We start from the raw sequence: 14814 nt of genomic DNA on the forward strand, positions 1-14814 counted from the left end.
CGTGGTGTTCGAGAAACTGTCAGGCCGACTTGTCGCGGCGCTCCGGGCGTTCGGGCTTGCGCGGCACGATCGTCGGTAGCACGTTGTCGTTGACGGTCTCCGCAGTGACGACGACCTTCTCCACATCGTCGCGGCTGGGGATGTCGTACATCACCGGAAGAAGGACTTCTTCCATGATGGCGCGCAGTCCGCGAGCACCGGTACCGCGAAGAATGGCCTGATCCGCAATGGCGTCGAGAGCCTCGGCGGTGAATTCGAGTTCCACACCGTCCATGTCGAACAGCCGACGGTACTGCTTGACCAAGGCATTCTTGGGCTCGGACAAGATAGTGACGAGTGATTCCTTGTCCAGGTTCGTCACCGACGCGATCATCGGAAGACGACCGATGAACTCGGGGATGAGACCGAACTTGATCAGGTCCTCGGGCATGACCTCGGCGAAGTGATCCTGCGTGTCGATCTCTGCTTTGGAACGCACCTCGGCTCCGAAACCGAGACCACGCTTGCCGACGCGATCGGACACGATCTTCTCGAGACCGGCGAACGCGCCGGCGACGATGAAGAGAACGTTGGTGGTATCGATCTGGATGAATTCCTGATGCGGGTGCTTGCGTCCACCCTGCGGCGGAACGCTGGCCTGAGTTCCTTCGAGGATCTTCAGCAGCGCCTGCTGGACACCTTCACCGGACACGTCCCGGGTGATCGAGGGGTTTTCGCTCTTGCGTGCGATCTTGTCGACCTCATCGATGTAGATGATGCCGGTTTCGGCCCGCTTGACGTCGTAGTCTGCGGCCTGAATCAGCTTCAGCAGAATGTTCTCGACATCCTCGCCGACGTAACCGGCTTCGGTCAACGCGGTTGCGTCGGCAATCGCGAACGGCACGTTGAGCATCTTGGCGAGGGTTTGAGCCAGATACGTCTTGCCGCAGCCCGTCGGACCGAGCATCAAGATGTTCGACTTGGCCAACTCGACGGATTCGCCCCGCACGTCGCGGGCCTTGTCTCCGGCCTGAATGCGCTTGTAGTGGTTGTAGACAGCCACGGCCAATGTGCGCTTGGCAGCGTCCTGGCCGATGACGTAATTCTCGAGAAAATCTTTGATCTCGGAGGGCTTGGGGAGGTCGTCGAGCTTGACTTCGCTCGATTCGGCCAATTCCTCTTCGATGATCTCGTTGCACAGGTCGATGCACTCATCGCAGATGTACACCCCTGGTCCAGCAATGAGCTTCTTGACCTGCTTCTGGCTCTTGCCGCAGAAGGAGCACTTCAGCAGATCGCCACCGTCACCGATGCGTGCCATTCGGAGGTTCCTACTTCCTTGTCCGCATACACCCCACGCTGCCCGGCTGTGCCGAGACCGTCGTGGGCTACTTCTCGGGCTTTCGCCATGCCGATTCCGTTCACCCGAGTTCTTGGGTGCGACGCTACCCGTGTTCGCCGAACATGGGCGGGTTGTTTCCGGTGATTCGCCGACCGATTTCACCGATCGTCACGATCGGGTCGTCGATCACGACCGCCGGGCGGAGTCTTCGACTCGCGCCCGGCGCCGGATTTCTCTGCCGGACCTCAGCGGTCCGACCGGAGCACTCGCCCCACTACTTCTGAGCAGAGAGCTTGCGGTACTCGAACACGGTGTCGATGATGCCGTAGTCCTTGGCCTGTTCGGCGGTGAGGATCTTGTCGCGATCGGTGTCCTTGCGGATGACGTCGGGATCCTTGCCGGTGTGGCGACCGAGCGTCGTCTCCATCAGGCGACGCATGCGCTCGATCTCGGCAGCTTGAATCTCGAGGTCGGACACCTGCCCCTGGATTCCGCCACTGGACGGCTGGTGGATCAGGACACGGGCGTTGGGCAGAGCCGCACGCTTACCGGGGGTTCCGGCGGCGAGCAGTACTGCGGCGGCCGAGGCTGCCTGACCGAGGCAGACGGTCGCCACGTCGGCGCGAACGTACTGCATCGTGTCGTAGATGGCCATCAGCGAGGTGAACGAGCCACCGGGCGAGTTGATGTACATCGTGATGTCACGGTCCGGGTCGAGACCCTCGAGCACCAGCAGCTGCGCCATGACGTCGTTGGCCGACGCATCGTCGACCTGGACGCCGAGGAAGATGATGCGCTCCTCGAACAGCTTGTTGTACGGGTTCGATTCCTTGACGCCGTAGCTCGAGTGCTCGACGAAGGACGGGAGGATGTACCGCGAGGACGGCAACTGGTTGGGATCGAACAGGTTTGTCATCGTTTCTCCAAGATGTGAGTGATCGAGGGTCGCCGGTAGCGGCCGAATTACTCGCCGACTCCGCCGGCCTGCCGCGCGCGGCTGACGACGTGATCCACGAACCCGTACTCCTTGGCCGCTTGCGCCGTGAACCAGCGGTCACGGTCGGAGTCCTCGGTGATCTGCTCGACGGTCTGACCGGTGTGCTCGGCGATGAGCTCGGCCATCTCACGCTTGGTGTGCGCGAACTGCTCGGCCATGATGGCGATGTCGGAAGCACTACCGCCGATGCCCGCCGAAGGCTGGTGCATCATGATGCGCGCGTGCGGCAGGGCGTAACGCTTGCCCTTTGCGCCGGCCGAGAGAAGGAACTGGCCCATCGAGGCGGCCAGGCCCATTCCGTAGGTCGCAATGTCGCACTCGGCGAACTCCATGGTGTCGAAGATCGCCATGCCCGCGGTGACCGAACCACCGGGCGAGTTGATGTACAGCGAGATGTCGCGGGTGGGATCCTCTGCCGAAAGCAGCAAAATCTGTGCGCAGAGCTTGTTCGCGATGTCGTCGTCGACCTGAGTACCGAGGAAGATGATGCGCTCGCGAAGCAGACGCTCGTACACGGAGTCGCTGAGATTCAGCCCGGATACGGCCGAAGTCATGACGGGACTCTGCTGGTGCGAAGCCGCCGGATTCTGAACAGTCACGGTACCTGCCTTTTCCATAACAAATCGTTGGTTCCTGACACAGACACTAACGAAAGACGGCGGCTCCGGAGTCCCGGAACCGCCGTCGTTCGCTGTGAGCGTTACTTCTCTTGTTCGCCCTCGGAAGAATCCGCTGCCTCGACCTCGTCGGGAGCATCGGCGGGGCTACCGAACAGCTCGGCGGTGTCGACGCTCGCACCGGTGGTGTCGGTGACGGTGACGCGCTCGACGACCGAAGCCAGCGCCTTGCCACGCTTGACGTCGGCGAAGACGGCACCGAGCTGGTTGGCCTGCTGCACCTGCTGAATGAACTGCTCGGGCGGCATGCCGTAGCGCTGGGCCTGGAAAATGATCCGCTCGGTCAGCTCGTCCTGGCCGACCTGCGTGTTCTCGGCCTCGGCGATCGCATCGAGAAGGAGCTGGGTCCGCACCGACTTCTCGGCACCTTCCTTGACGTCCTTGTCGAACTCCTCGCGGCTCGAACCCTGCGACTCGAGCAACTCGGCGAGCGCTTCCTCGTTGTGATCGAGGCCGTGGATGGCCTCGTGCACCTGAGAATCGACCTCGGCCTTGACGACGGCCTCGGGAGCCGGAATCTCGATGGTCTCGAGCAGCGTCTCGAGCACCTTGTCGCGGATCTGGCCGGCCTGCTCGACCTTCGCGACGCGCTCCACGCGTGCCTTCAGGTCTTCGAGCAGCTCGTCGAACGTGTCGAACTCACTGGCCAACTGCGCGAACTCGTCGTCTGCCTCGGGCAGTTCGCGCTCCTTGACGGAGACGACCTTGACGGTGACGACGGCTTCCTTACCTGCGTACTCGCCGGCGACCAGAGTCGAGGTGAACTCCTTGGACTCGTCCGCGGAGACACCGATGATCGCATCGTCGAGGCCCTCGATGAGCTGGCCGGAGCCGACCTCGTGGGACAGTCCGCTTGCGGTGGCTTCTTCGACGTTCTCTCCGTCGACGGTGGCCGAGAGGTCGATCGAGACGAAGTCGCCCGTCTGCACGGGACGATCGACGCCGGTCAGGGTGCCGAAACGCTGGCGCAGCGACTGCAGCTGCTCGTCGACGGCCTCGTCCTTGATCTCGAGCGGATCGACGACGACGCTGATGGTCGAGTAGTCGGGCAGATCGATCTCGGGCCGCACGTCGACCTCGGCAGTGAACGTGAGCTCGGTGCCGTCCTCGATCTTGGTGATCTCGATCTCGGGCTGGCCGATGACCTTGACCTTCTCGTTGGTCACGGCCTCGGAGTAACGAGCGGGAAGAGCGTCGTTGACTACCTGCTCGAGAACCGCACCACGACCCACCCGAGCCTCCAGCAACTTGGCCGGAGCCTTGCCGGGACGGAATCCGGGAAGTCGGATCTGCTGAGCCAAAGCCTTGTACGCGCGGTCGAAATCAGGCTTGAGCTCCTCGAAGGGCACCTCAACGTTGATACGGACTCGCGTCGGGCTCAGCTGCTCGACGGTGCTCTTCACGGGACATGCTCCTTCTGGTAATTCTTGCTTGCCGGTGGTGCTTACGGTGCTGGCTTGCGGTCTTGACTCGCTCGCCGCGAACACGGCGAACCCTGCCTGCGGCCCTCATTTGTCGGGGTGACAGGAATTGAACCTGCGACCCTCCGCTCCCAAAGCGGATGCGCTACCAAGCTGCGCCACACCCCGTCGTACCCACACCATTGAACAGCAACCGATAGTAGCCCCTCATCGGCGCCCCACCGATGGCGTTCGGGTGAACCCGGCGCGGCATGCCGGTTTGGAATCCGGCGACGGCTTTGGGTACAGTCTTGAAACGCAGGCGACGGAACTGGCGATCCCACGACTGTTGTTTGCATGCCGATGTAGCTCAATGGTAGAGCCCCTGTCTTCCAAACAGGCTACGCGAGTTCGATTCTCGTCATCGGCTCCACCGAAAGGCCCCGCACTCGCGAGTGCGGGGCTTTTTCGTGTCCGCGTACCCTGAAGTCGGTCCGAATTGTCCGGAGATCGGACACACAACGTCGGCGAAAGGCCCGGAGTGGAAATAGTCCTGATCGTTCTCGTCATTGCTGCGGTCGCGCTGTTGGTACTGCGAAGCAAGAAGAAATCGGCGGAGGCCGCCGCCACGGCTCTCGCCGACGCCAAGGCCGACGCTCGCCAATCCATCGAACGCCTCGGCGGCCAAGTCTACAACCTGATCGGCACCGACACTCCGTCGAAGCAGGCCCTGGCCGACGCGTCCGAGCGCAACATCGCCGCCGGATCGCAGATCGACCAGGCCACCACTCCCGAGCAGGCGAGACTGGCGAAGCAAACGGCACTCGAGGGCCTGTACTACATCCGCGCCGCCCGCCTGGCCATGGGCATGGATCCCGGACCGGAAGTCCAAGGCATCGACGGCCAGCAACAAGCAGGCAGGGTCACCGAGGAACGCAAGGTCGACTTCGAGGGCCGCGAGGTCACCGCGTCACCCGATCCGTCCGACCGCACCCCGAACTACTACCCGGGCGGCCGAGTGGCCGGTCGCCCGGTTCCCGCGGGCTGGTACTCGGAGCCGTGGTGGCGTCCTGCCCTGGTCGCCGGCGCGTGGGGAATGGGATCGATGTTCTTGTTCTCGGCGATGTTCTCCGGCATGGCCGGGGTTCCGGCCGAGACCGCGGCCGGCGGCGACCTGGGTGCCGACGGTTCCGACGGGGGTGCCGGTGACGATTACGACAGCGGCGACGCCGGAGACAGTGGCGACGGGATGTTCGGCGGGGACGACGGGATGTTCGGCGGCGACGGCGGAAGCATGGACTTCGGCGGGTTCTAGGACGCCTGACACACGGGGCACCAAAACAGGTTTCGCGCCTGCATCGTCGAGTGCAACACTTCGGCGCCGCACACTCGGCACGGCAGGCCTTCTCGGCGGTACACGTACGAGCGGGGTCGGCGAGCACCGTAGGTGTCGCCGTGATCGTCCTCGGGCCGGATGGTGATGATGCGCCCGCGCCGAACTCCGATCTTCATCAGTTCGACGAGGTCGAACCAGATCGCATCCCATTCGGCTCGGTCGAGGTCTTTGCCCGGTCGCATCGGGTTGATCTCGTGTCTGAACAGAATCTCGGCTCGATAGACGTTGCCGACGCCGGCCAGCACGGTTTGATCCATGAGCAGCGTCCCGATCGCGGTGCGCGACTTGGAGATTCGCACCCACGCCTTGTCCGGTTCTGCATCCTTACGCAACGGGTCCGGACCGAGTCGCGCCACGAGTGCGTCGACCTGTTCCTCGGTGTAGATCTCGCAGGCAGTCGGGCCGCGAAGATCCGCGCCGTACTTCTCCCCCACCATGCGCAGACGCACCGCACCCACCGGACCGTCCAGTGGCACAGCTTGTTCGGTGAACTTCCCGTACAGACCCAGGTGAATGTGCACGATCAGATCGGTCTCGTAGCGGTGCAGCAGATGCTTTCCCCAGGCCTCTGCTTTCTCCAGCACGAGGCCGTCGATCAACGCAGCACCGGAGGTGAACCGTCCCTGAGGACTGCTCGCCTCCACCGGTGCCCCGCCGAACCGTCGTTGATGCAGCCGAGCGAGTCGGTGCAGGGTGTGGCCTTCGGGCACCTACGCGGGCTTTCCCGGAACCTCGGGTGCGTCGCCACTGCGCTCGTACTCGGACAGGATGTCGACGCGGCGCTGGTGACGCTCTTCGCCCGAGAACGGGGTTGCGAGGAATGCGTCGACGATGGCCAGTGCTTCGGGCAGCGTGTGCATACGGCCACCGATGCCGATTAGCTGCGCGTCGTTGTGCTCGCGAGCCAACTTCGCAGTCTCGACACTCCACGCGAGGGCACAGCGCGCACCCGGCACTTTGTTCGCGGCGATCTGCTCGCCGTTCCCGGATCCGCCGAGCACGAGTCCGCGGCTGCCCGGATCGGCGACCACACGCAGGGCCGCGTCGATGCAGAAGGCCGGGTAGTCGTCGACGGGGTCGTAGTCGAAGGCACCGCAGTCGACGGGCTCGTGCCCGGTTGCCGTCAGGTGTTCGATGATCTGGTTCTTGAACTCGAGGCCGGCATGGTCGGCACCCAGGTATACGCGCATGCCTAGAGTCTGACAGGTGAACTCACGAGCCGAGAAATTCGCCGGCGTGGACGGTGCCAAGGGTGCGTGGGTGGTCGCTGTTTTCGACGGCACCGGAATGACGTGGACCGGCTGCAGCTCGGTCGCCGAGGTGTTGAAGCACACACGAGACTGCACTCGTGTGGGTGTCGACATGCCACTGTCTCTGCCCGAAGACGGCTATCGCATCAGCGAACTGCAGGCCAAGAAGTTCCTCGGTCCGGCGCGCAGCTCGATATTCCACACGCCCGTACTCGGCGTCCTCGATGCCGAGTCGTACCCCGACGCGTGCGCCATTTCTCGCCAGCTCACCGGCAAGGCGATCAGCAAGCAAACGTGGCACATCCTGCCGTCGGTGAAGGCGTGGCGGCATGCGGATGTGGATCGGGACCGGTACGTCGAAGTACATCCCGAATGCTCGTTTCGAGCGATGTCGCCGACGACGGTCTTCTCGTCGAAGAAGACCGGCCGCGGCGTCGGGCAACGACTGGCCGCCCTGGCGCGGTGGAGCGAACCTCTCGACTTGGCCGATCTACCGGCCGGACCCGCCGTCGACGACTTTCTCGACGCGGCCGCGGCGGCGTGGTCGGCCAGGCGGTTCCACCTCGGCGAGCATCTGACGTTCGGTACCGCGGACGGCTCGGATCGAATCGTCGCCTAGCCCCTCGTGCACGAAAGTTCGACTCCTGCTACGAAATTCCACGCACGAGGGTGACGCGATCAGTCGAACTGCGGGTCTTCGTTGCGGGTGCGCTTGAGCTCGAAGAAGTGCGGGTACGACGCGAAGATCACCGACGCGTCCCACAACTTGCCTGCTTCTTCGCCACGGGGAATGCGCGAGAGCACAGGGCCGAAGAATGCGACACCGTTCACGTGGATGGTCGGGGTGCCCACATCGGGACCGACCTTGTCCATGCCCGCATGGTGGCTGGTGCGCAAGTCATCGTCGTACTCGGTGCTCTCGGCTGCCGACGCGAGGTCGGCAGGCAACTCGAGTTCGGCCAAGGACTCTCGGATCACGACGTCGAATTCTTTGTTGCCCTCGTTGTGAATCCGCGTTCCCATCGCGGAGTACAGCGGAGCGAGAATCTCGTTGCCCTTCAGCTTGGCTGCGGCGATCGCCACTCGCACCGGGCCCCACGCCTTCTTCATCATTGCGGCGTATTCCTCGGGCAGATCGCGGCCCTCGTTGAGTACGGCCAAGCTCATGACGTGGAAATTCACGTCGATATCGCGCACCTGCTGCACCTCGAGAATCCAGCGCGAGGTGATCCAGCACCATGGGCACAGTGGGTCGAACCAAAAATCCGCAGTGTCTTTCTGTCCTGAACCGGCCACTGTCTGCTCCTTGAAAGTCGAGGTCGCTGTCTCATCTTGTCGTAACAACCGTCCACCGCGCGGACATTCCGCGCGACCCGTCAGCCAGCGCGCGACACGGCCGACGTGATGGGATGGACAGCACTACCCATAACTACACGAAGAGGTGTCGACTGAAGTGGTTGCTCCCAACCTGACGCGTGACCAAGCCTCCGAACGTTCGGCGATCATCGGGGAAACGAAGTACGCGATCGTTCTCGATCTCACCGACGGCGAGGGCAATCCCGGCGAGAAGACGTTCCGCTCGCTCACCACCATCACGTTCGCGGCCACCGCCGGAGCGTCGACTTTCGTGGACATCATCGCGAGCACAATTCGATCGGCGACCCTCAACGGCACCGACATCGACACCGCGGATTACGACGAGTCCACGGGCCTCACGCTCGAGAATTTGACCGAGCACAACGAACTCGTCATCGACGCGGATTGCCTGTACTCGCACACCGGCGAGGGCTTGCACCGATTCGTCGACCCGTCCGACGCGTCCGTGTACCTGTACTCGCAGTTCGAGACTGCCGATGCCAAGCGCATGTTCGCCTGCTTCGATCAGCCCGATCTCAAGGCCACCTTCGACGTGAAGGTCACCGCTCCGGAGAGCTGGACCGTGATCTCCAATGCCGCGCACGGAGCCGAGCCTGCTGCCGGAGAGCACGTCTTCGACACGACCCCGGTGATGAGCACCTACCTCGTCGCGCTGATCGCCGGTCCCTACGCGGAGTGGACCGACTCGTACACCGACGAACACGGCACCATTCCGCTCGGGATCTATTGCCGCGCAACGCTGGCCGATCACATGGACGCCGAGCGCCTGTTCACCGAGACCAAGCAGGGTTTCGGTTTCTACCACGAGAACTTCGGCACCCCCTATCCCTTCGGCAAGTACGACCAGCTCTTCGTGCCGGAGTTCAACGCAGGCGCGATGGAGAACGCCGGCGCGGTCACCTACCTGGAGGACTACGTCTTCCGGTCCAAGGTGACGCGCGCCTCGTACGAACGTCGCGCCGAGACCGTGTTGCACGAGATGGCGCACATGTGGTTCGGCGACCTGGTCACCATGACGTGGTGGGACGACCTGTGGCTCAACGAATCGTTCGCCACGTTCGCCTCCGTGCTCTGCCAGTCCGAGGCGACCGAGTACACCAACGCCTGGACCACGTTCGCCAACGTCGAGAAGGCATGGGCCTACCGCCAGGACCAATTGCCCTCGACGCATCCCATCGCCGCGGACATCCCCGACCTGGCTGCGGTGGAGGTCAACTTCGACGGCATCACCTATGCCAAGGGCGCGAGCGTGCTCAAGCAACTGGTGGCGTACGTGGGCAAGGAGGATTTCCTGGCCGGGCTGCGGGCCTACTTCGTCGATCACGCCTTCGCCAATGCCACCTTCTCGGATCTACTTGCGGCACTGGAGAAGTCGTCGGGACGTGACCTGTCCGATTGGGGCACGCAGTGGCTGCGTACCACCGGCCTGAACACTCTGAGCCCGGACTTCGACGTCGATGCCGACGGGAAGTTCACGCGCTTCGAGGTCAAGCAGAGCGGTGCCGCGCCGGGTGCCGGCGAGCATCGGGTCCACCGCATCGCCGTCGGCATCTACGACGACGTGGACGGGAAGCTGGTTCGCACCGACCGCGTCGAGCTCGATCTCGACGCCGCCGATTCGACGAGTGTCGATGCGTTGGTGGGTATTTCGCGCGGAAAGCTGGTGCTGGTCAACGACGACGATCTGACGTACTGCGCGGTGCGGCTGGATTCGGACTCGCTCGACACGCTGCTCGCTCGTATCGGCGACATCGCCGAGCCACTCCCCCGCACCCTTGCGTGGTCGGCAGCATGGGAGATGACCCGCTCCGCCGAGATGAAGGCCAGAGACTTCGTGGCTCTCGTTCAACGTGGAATCGGCGGTGAAACCGAAGTGGGTGTGGTCCAACGTCTTCTGCTGCAGGCGCAGACGGCCATCACCAGCTATGCCGATCCCGCGTGGGCGTCCGAGCACGGAACGCCCGAGTTCGCCGACACTCTGCTCGAACTGGCGCGTGGTGCCGAAGCGGGCTCGGATCACCAACTTGCGTTCCTCAACGCCCTCACCGGAACCGAACTCCGCGATCGCCACATCGACGTGCTGCGTGCTCTGCTCGACGGTGACATCGACGGTCAGTCGCTGTCCGGCCTCGGCGTCGACACCGACCTGCGGTGGCGAATCGTCACGGCGCTGGCTGCAGCCGGAGCCATCGACTCCGACGGGCTCGAATCCCCGGTGATCGACGCCGAGGCAGACAGGGACAACACTGCCGCCGGAGCCCGTGCGGCCGCGGCCGCACGGGCCGCTCGGCCGAGCGCCGAGGTCAAGGAGCAGGCGTGGACGACCGTCGTCGACGACGACTCGGTGCCGAACATCACGGCGCGCTCGATCATCGGCGGCTTCGCGGGTCCCGGCCAGGGCGAGTTGCTCGAGCCCTACGTCGCCCGCTACTTCGACGCCATCGAGGGTGTCTGGTCGCGCCGATCCAGCGAGGTCGCGCAAACCGTCGTCATCGGGCTGTACCCCTCCTGGTCGATCAGCGAGGAGTCTCTGGCGGCCGCGGACGGGTTCCTCGACGGCGACCTGCCGCCTGCACTTCGACGCTTGGTGATCGAGGGCCGGGCCGGAGTCGTCCGGGCGCTTGCCGCTCGGGAGTTCGACGCGAGCTGACCGCTGCCACGTAAAAGAACCAGGGCCGGTTGCTCCACCGCGAGGTGGAGCAACCGGCCCTGGTTGTCAGTGCTGTTTCGGGGTGAATACCTACGGACTGAGGATGGACGCCGCCATCACCCGCACGGACGCGACGAGACCGTCGATGAGGTTGCCGTCGCGGAACGGGCCGAGTGCCGCGGTCACGCCCAACTGCGCCACCCGGTCCGTTGCTCGGTTCGATACGCGCCTGCCACTGCGGATCTCGAGAGCGTGCCGATTCGGGTCGACGGCGATGAGGATCGATCGCACGGCGTCCGGGGTTCCCGGGAAGACGGACTCGACACCGGCGGCCGGATCGTCTCCCAGGTCACCCACGTAGATGTTGAACCGAATCTTGGTCTGCCGAGTCGCCTCGATCAGCGCGTCGTCGAGAGCTACCAGTTCCTGCGTCGCGAACGGCAGGTGCTCCGGGTTGACCGTCCCGAACTCGTGAGCAGCCGAGACGCGGCCACTCGAGGTCAGTGCAGCCCCGAACGGCAGGTCTTCTTCGTCGATGTTGCTACGGACGAGTTCACCACTTGCCACTTGCCGCACCTCCGATCGAGTCGGCTGCGTCGGCATCGTGCGAGCCGTGGCCTCCGAAGGGAGTCACCTCGTCCGTTGCGCTCCACAGCAATGGCTCGCGCGTCCACTCGTCCGTCAGTCGGTAAGGAGGAACATCCATACCGGGCTGCTTGTCGGTCAAGTAGGACAACGCGCCGAGGATTCCGACGATGGCAGCCGGAATCACCCCGAAAATCAGCGTGGTCTCTAAAATGCTCACAGGGTGTGACGTTAGTCGACAATTGCGCGTAGGACCACGTCGGGGCCGGTGTTGTGACCGAATTGGCCGCAGACGTCAGCCCTCAGGCCGCACCCTCGCCGAGATACGCCAGCCAACTCGGGTCCAACTCCTTCGTCGTCGCCAACAGGCGCCAGTGCGGCCCCTTCGGCGGCACGAGCTGGGCTCGCAGCGTCCACCCGATCTCACTGAGCAGCTTGTCCGCCTTGCGGTGATTGCAGGAGGCGCAGCACGCAACGCAGTTCTCCCACGAGTGGCCGCCTCCTCGGCTACGCGGAACCACGTGATCGACCGTCTCGGCCTTGCTCCCGCAGTACGCGCATCGAAACCGATCTCGATGCATGAGGGCGGCTCGTGTCATCGGCACTCGGGCGCGATACGGAACGCGGACGAAGGTCCGCAACCTGATCACCGATGGCACCTGTACCGAGAACCCGGCCGAGCGAATGAACGGTCCCTCGGGATCGTCGTGCACCACGTCGGCCTTCCCACAAACGAGAAGAACCACCGCCCGGCGCATCGGAAGCGCGGTCAGTGGTTCGAAGGTGGCGTTGAGGAGCAGCACACGGCGCTTGACCCACGCCGGTACGGCATCGTCGCCCGTGGCATCGTGGGCCGTCGGCACCACGCGCAGCGGAGAAGCCCCCGAGGCCGTCTCGCGCTGGTCGTGCGCGGTGCGGCCCTCAGTGGGCGGGAGTTGTCGGTGGCGGTGTTGTGAGTTCTTCATGCGTTACTCCAGAAGCAGTCGGCGCCCGCGCATGGCTTGCGTGGAACACGGTTCACAGTGGAACACGAATACACCGTCCGCGCACAGCCTTTTTCCGGGGATTTACTGTTGCCGATCGGTGAACATTTCACATTTCTCGCCGACGATCGGTGGCCACACAACTCCATGCGCTGCGAGACTGGCGAGAACTCTGGGTCTCCGTAGACTCTTCGGGTGTCTGTATCAACCTTTCTGTCCGCGTCACCGCTTCCCGAACTGTCGCTCCTGCGTGAGCTCGACGTCCGAGCCTTCGAGCTGACGGACACCGGACGCGACTGGCTGATCGACCGACCGTTGCAGATTCTCGGCTATCTGGTTCTCGCCGTGGTGCTGCGCCTCGTCCTGCACAAGATGATCGCCCGCTTCACTCGTAACGAGGTCGGCAAGGCCCCGAAGCTGCTGCGTCCGCTCCGCGACCGATCGTCGAGCACCGTTCAAGGCGCGATTCTCAACGAACGTCGGAAACAGCGGGCCAACACGATCGGCTCGGTGCTCAAGTCGGCCGTGTCGGTCCTGATCCTCACCTGGTTCGTGCTCTCGGTACTCGATGTGGTCGGCGTCAACGTGGCACCGTTCATCGCGTCTGCGGGCATTGTCGGTGTCGCGCTCGGATTCGGTGCCCAGAACCTGGTGCGGGACTTCCTGTCGGGCATCTTCATGCTGCTCGAGGATCAGTACGGCGTGGGCGACGTGGTCGACCTGGGTGAGGCCACCGGCACCGTCGAGAGCGTGGGACTGCGGGTCACCACGATCAGAGATATCAACGGCACGGTGTGGTACTGCCGCAACGGCGAAGTTCTACGGGTGGGCAACATGAGCCAGGGCTTCGCGGTGGCTGTTCTGGATCTGCCCATCTCGCACACCGCGAACATCGACGACGCCTGCGAGGTGGCCGAACGCACCACCATGTCGTCGGTGAAGTCCGGCGACTTCGAGAACGACATCCTCGAACCCCCCGAAATGCTCGGAGTCAACGGCGTCAGCGCCGACACCGTCACCATCCGCATCACGGTCAAGACGCGGCCGGGACGCCAGTGGGCCGTTCAACGCCGCTTGCACCGGGACATCCTCGAAGCCTTCGACGACGCCGGCATCAAGGCACCGTATGCACTCGGCCGGCCCGGTGGGGTCGTGGCCGAGCCCGGCTCCTGAGGGACGATAATCGGTACCGATGATGGAGCCGGTACCGATGCCGAAGCCCGCAGGACCGACCAGCCGACAAGAGAGAGTGCGATGACCGAACCGCAGCAGACGTTCTACGACGCGGTCGGCGGTGCCGAGACGTTTCGGCTACTCACGGCGAAGTTCTACGAAGAAGTCGCCAAGGACGAGATAGTTCGCCCGTTGTATCCGGAGGAAGATCTGGGACCGGCCGAACGGCGGATGCGGATGTTTCTCGAGCAGTACTGGGGTGGTCCGAGAACCTACTCCGACGAGCGCGGCCACCCACGACTACGAATGCGTCACAACCCTTTTCGGATCGGACCGCTGGAACGAGATGCGTGGCTTCGCTGCATGTACGTCGCGATCGCATCGATCGACGACTCGGTGCTCGATGCCGCACACCGCGCACAGCTCACCGACTACATGAAGATGGCCGCCGATTCGATGGTGAACTCGGCGCTCTGACGGACGGCGGCTACAGCGTCCCGACGCGCTGCGGACTCGTCGAACCGGACCTGCGCTTGCCCATCCGGGCACGCAGGCCACCGGCGACCTTGAGCGCGAAAGCCACCGGCCGGGGCAGGTGTTGCCGGAGGATGGCGTGCTTGCGCACGTAATTCTCGACGTGCCACTCGGTCCAGGTGCCCGCCCGAAACAACGCCGCGTCTCCTGCGACCAGAGTGCGCGGTGCGTGATCGTCACTCGAGACGGTCACCGAACCGTCCATGATGTGCACGATCTCGTCGACCGCGAAGAACCAGCGGAAACGGCCGGCCGTGCAGTCCCACACATTGGTGGTCGTGGTTCCGTCGATGCTCTTCGACCACTCGGCGACGCGCGCGTGCGGTGCCCCCTCGAGAATCCAGGTCGGCTCGATGGGGCTGTCGTCGAGAGTCAGGTCTTCGAGCCGAACGGCTTCGATGGTCGAGGTAGTCATGGCTGGGTCGCGTCCTCACCGTCGGGCGCGGCTCGAAGCCGCTACTGGTTTCCGAA

General features: G+C 64.0%; 17 protein-coding genes and 2 tRNA genes. 6 read left to right on the forward strand and 13 right to left on the reverse strand.

Annotation, left to right across the window (positions count from 1 at the left end; translation table 11 throughout):
* Positions 1-19: 19 nt before the first annotated feature.
* From clpX to ACIGGF_RS01865, 6 genes are all read right to left on the reverse strand, one after another.
* A complete protein-coding gene (gene clpX, locus ACIGGF_RS01840) occupies positions 20-1300 on the reverse strand; it encodes an ATP-dependent Clp protease ATP-binding subunit ClpX (RefSeq protein ID WP_032379220.1) in 1281 nt (426 codons plus the stop codon).
* The gene (locus tag ACIGGF_RS01845; protein WP_397519724.1) at positions 1267-1389 is read right to left on the reverse strand and encodes a hypothetical protein; all 123 of its coding nucleotides are present in this window, start codon (positions 1387-1389) and stop codon (positions 1267-1269) included. The genes clpX and ACIGGF_RS01845 overlap by 34 nt, the downstream gene beginning before the upstream one ends.
* Positions 1390-1595: 206 nt before the next feature.
* The gene (locus tag ACIGGF_RS01850; protein WP_008715342.1) at positions 1596-2237 is read right to left on the reverse strand and encodes an ATP-dependent Clp protease proteolytic subunit; all 642 of its coding nucleotides are present in this window, start codon (positions 2235-2237) and stop codon (positions 1596-1598) included.
* A gap of 47 nt (positions 2238-2284) precedes the next feature.
* A complete protein-coding gene (locus tag ACIGGF_RS01855) occupies positions 2285-2935 on the reverse strand; it encodes an ATP-dependent Clp protease proteolytic subunit (RefSeq protein WP_397519725.1) in 651 nt (216 codons plus the stop codon).
* 83 nt (positions 2936-3018) lie between these two features.
* On the reverse strand, positions 3019-4398 hold the full coding sequence (gene tig, locus ACIGGF_RS01860) for a trigger factor (protein ID WP_397519726.1): 1380 nt from the start codon (positions 4396-4398) through the stop codon (positions 3019-3021).
* A 112-nt stretch (positions 4399-4510) separates the two neighbouring features.
* Positions 4511-4584: transfer RNA gene (locus tag ACIGGF_RS01865), tRNA-Pro, on the reverse strand.
* Between the two features lie 170 nt (positions 4585-4754).
* Here ACIGGF_RS01865 and ACIGGF_RS01870 point away from each other — a divergent pair.
* Positions 4755-4828 (forward strand) — tRNA-Gly (locus ACIGGF_RS01870).
* A 108-nt stretch (positions 4829-4936) separates the two neighbouring features.
* Positions 4937-5710, forward strand: coding sequence for a DUF1542 domain-containing protein (locus ACIGGF_RS01875; RefSeq protein ID WP_397519727.1), 774 nt, complete (start codon positions 4937-4939; stop codon positions 5708-5710).
* Here ACIGGF_RS01875 and ACIGGF_RS01880 read toward each other — a convergent pair.
* Entirely contained in the window at positions 5707-6501 is a 795-nt protein-coding gene (locus ACIGGF_RS01880) for an Fpg/Nei family DNA glycosylase (RefSeq protein WP_397519728.1), read from the reverse strand. The genes ACIGGF_RS01875 and ACIGGF_RS01880 overlap by 4 nt on opposite strands.
* Positions 6502-6981, reverse strand: a complete 480-nt coding sequence (locus tag ACIGGF_RS01885; protein ID WP_397519729.1) for a ribose-5-phosphate isomerase — start codon at positions 6979-6981, stop codon at positions 6502-6504.
* A 16-nt stretch (positions 6982-6997) separates the two neighbouring features.
* Here ACIGGF_RS01885 and ACIGGF_RS01890 point away from each other — a divergent pair, with 16 nt between their 5' ends.
* Positions 6998-7660 (forward strand): DUF429 domain-containing protein, encoded by a 663-nt coding sequence (locus ACIGGF_RS01890; protein WP_397519730.1) that lies wholly within the window; start codon positions 6998-7000, stop codon positions 7658-7660.
* Positions 7661-7719: 59 nt separating this feature from the next.
* Here the strand turns inward: ACIGGF_RS01890 and ACIGGF_RS01895 are convergent, their stop codons facing one another.
* Positions 7720-8337 carry a DsbA family protein gene (locus ACIGGF_RS01895; protein WP_397519731.1) on the reverse strand — a complete coding sequence of 206 codons (618 nt, stop codon included), beginning with the start codon at positions 8335-8337 and terminating at the stop codon, positions 7720-7722.
* A gap of 157 nt (positions 8338-8494) precedes the next feature.
* Here ACIGGF_RS01895 and pepN point away from each other — a divergent pair, with 157 nt between their 5' ends.
* Complete coding sequence (gene pepN, locus ACIGGF_RS01900) at positions 8495-11068, forward strand: aminopeptidase N (RefSeq protein ID WP_397519732.1); 2574 nt, start codon at positions 8495-8497, stop codon at positions 11066-11068.
* A gap of 90 nt (positions 11069-11158) precedes the next feature.
* Here pepN and ACIGGF_RS01905 read toward each other — a convergent pair whose 3' ends face one another.
* The 3 genes from ACIGGF_RS01905 to ACIGGF_RS01915 all read right to left on the reverse strand — a co-directional run bounded on the left by ACIGGF_RS01905 (position 11159) and on the right by ACIGGF_RS01915 (position 12618).
* Positions 11159-11635, reverse strand: coding sequence for a DUF5130 family protein (locus tag ACIGGF_RS01905; protein ID WP_397519733.1), 477 nt, complete (start codon positions 11633-11635; stop codon positions 11159-11161).
* Positions 11622-11873 carry a hypothetical protein gene (locus tag ACIGGF_RS01910; RefSeq protein WP_397519734.1) on the reverse strand — a complete coding sequence of 84 codons (252 nt, stop codon included), beginning with the start codon at positions 11871-11873 and terminating at the stop codon, positions 11622-11624. Before ACIGGF_RS01910 ends, ACIGGF_RS01905 begins: the two co-directional genes overlap by 14 nt.
* Before the next feature lie 82 nt (positions 11874-11955).
* Positions 11956-12618 (reverse strand): HNH endonuclease, encoded by a 663-nt coding sequence (locus tag ACIGGF_RS01915; protein WP_200936719.1) that lies wholly within the window; start codon positions 12616-12618, stop codon positions 11956-11958.
* A gap of 231 nt (positions 12619-12849) precedes the next feature.
* Here ACIGGF_RS01915 and ACIGGF_RS01920 point away from each other — a divergent pair, with 231 nt between their 5' ends.
* Together ACIGGF_RS01920 and ACIGGF_RS01925 are read left to right on the forward strand one after the other, a co-directional pair.
* Entirely contained in the window at positions 12850-13809 is a 960-nt protein-coding gene (locus ACIGGF_RS01920) for a mechanosensitive ion channel family protein (protein WP_397519852.1), read from the forward strand.
* Positions 13810-13890: 81 nt separating this feature from the next.
* Positions 13891-14286, forward strand: a complete 396-nt coding sequence (locus tag ACIGGF_RS01925; protein WP_397519735.1) for a globin — start codon at positions 13891-13893, stop codon at positions 14284-14286.
* Positions 14287-14296: 10 nt separating this feature from the next.
* Here the strand turns inward: ACIGGF_RS01925 and ACIGGF_RS01930 are convergent, their stop codons facing one another.
* A complete protein-coding gene (locus ACIGGF_RS01930) occupies positions 14297-14758 on the reverse strand; it encodes a cupin domain-containing protein (protein WP_397519736.1) in 462 nt (153 codons plus the stop codon).
* Positions 14759-14814: the final 56 nt, after the last annotated feature.

Origin of the sequence: Rhodococcus sp. NPDC078407, from assembly GCF_044542515.1 — a bacterium.
Taxonomy (GTDB): domain Bacteria; phylum Actinomycetota; class Actinomycetes; order Mycobacteriales; family Mycobacteriaceae; genus Rhodococcoides.

Excerpts from the sequence above, each read along its gene's own strand:
- clpX (WP_032379220.1), bottom strand. The coding sequence starts at position 1,300 with ATGGCACGCATCGGTGACGGTGGCGATCTGCTGAAGTGCTCCTTCTGC.
- ACIGGF_RS01845 (WP_397519724.1), bottom strand. The coding sequence starts at position 1,389 with ATGGCGAAAGCCCGAGAAGTAGCCCACGACGGTCTCGGCACAGCCGGG.
- ACIGGF_RS01850 (WP_008715342.1), bottom strand. The coding sequence starts at position 2,237 with ATGACAAACCTGTTCGATCCCAACCAGTTGCCGTCCTCGCGGTACATC.
- ACIGGF_RS01855 (WP_397519725.1), bottom strand. The coding sequence starts at position 2,935 with ATGGAAAAGGCAGGTACCGTGACTGTTCAGAATCCGGCGGCTTCGCAC.
- ACIGGF_RS01885 (WP_397519729.1), bottom strand. The coding sequence starts at position 6,981 with ATGCGCGTATACCTGGGTGCCGACCATGCCGGCCTCGAGTTCAAGAAC.
- ACIGGF_RS01915 (WP_200936719.1), bottom strand. The coding sequence starts at position 12,618 with ATGAAGAACTCACAACACCGCCACCGACAACTCCCGCCCACTGAGGGC.
- ACIGGF_RS01925 (WP_397519735.1), top strand. The coding sequence starts at position 13,891 with ATGACCGAACCGCAGCAGACGTTCTACGACGCGGTCGGCGGTGCCGAG.
- ACIGGF_RS01930 (WP_397519736.1), bottom strand. The coding sequence starts at position 14,758 with ATGACTACCTCGACCATCGAAGCCGTTCGGCTCGAAGACCTGACTCTC.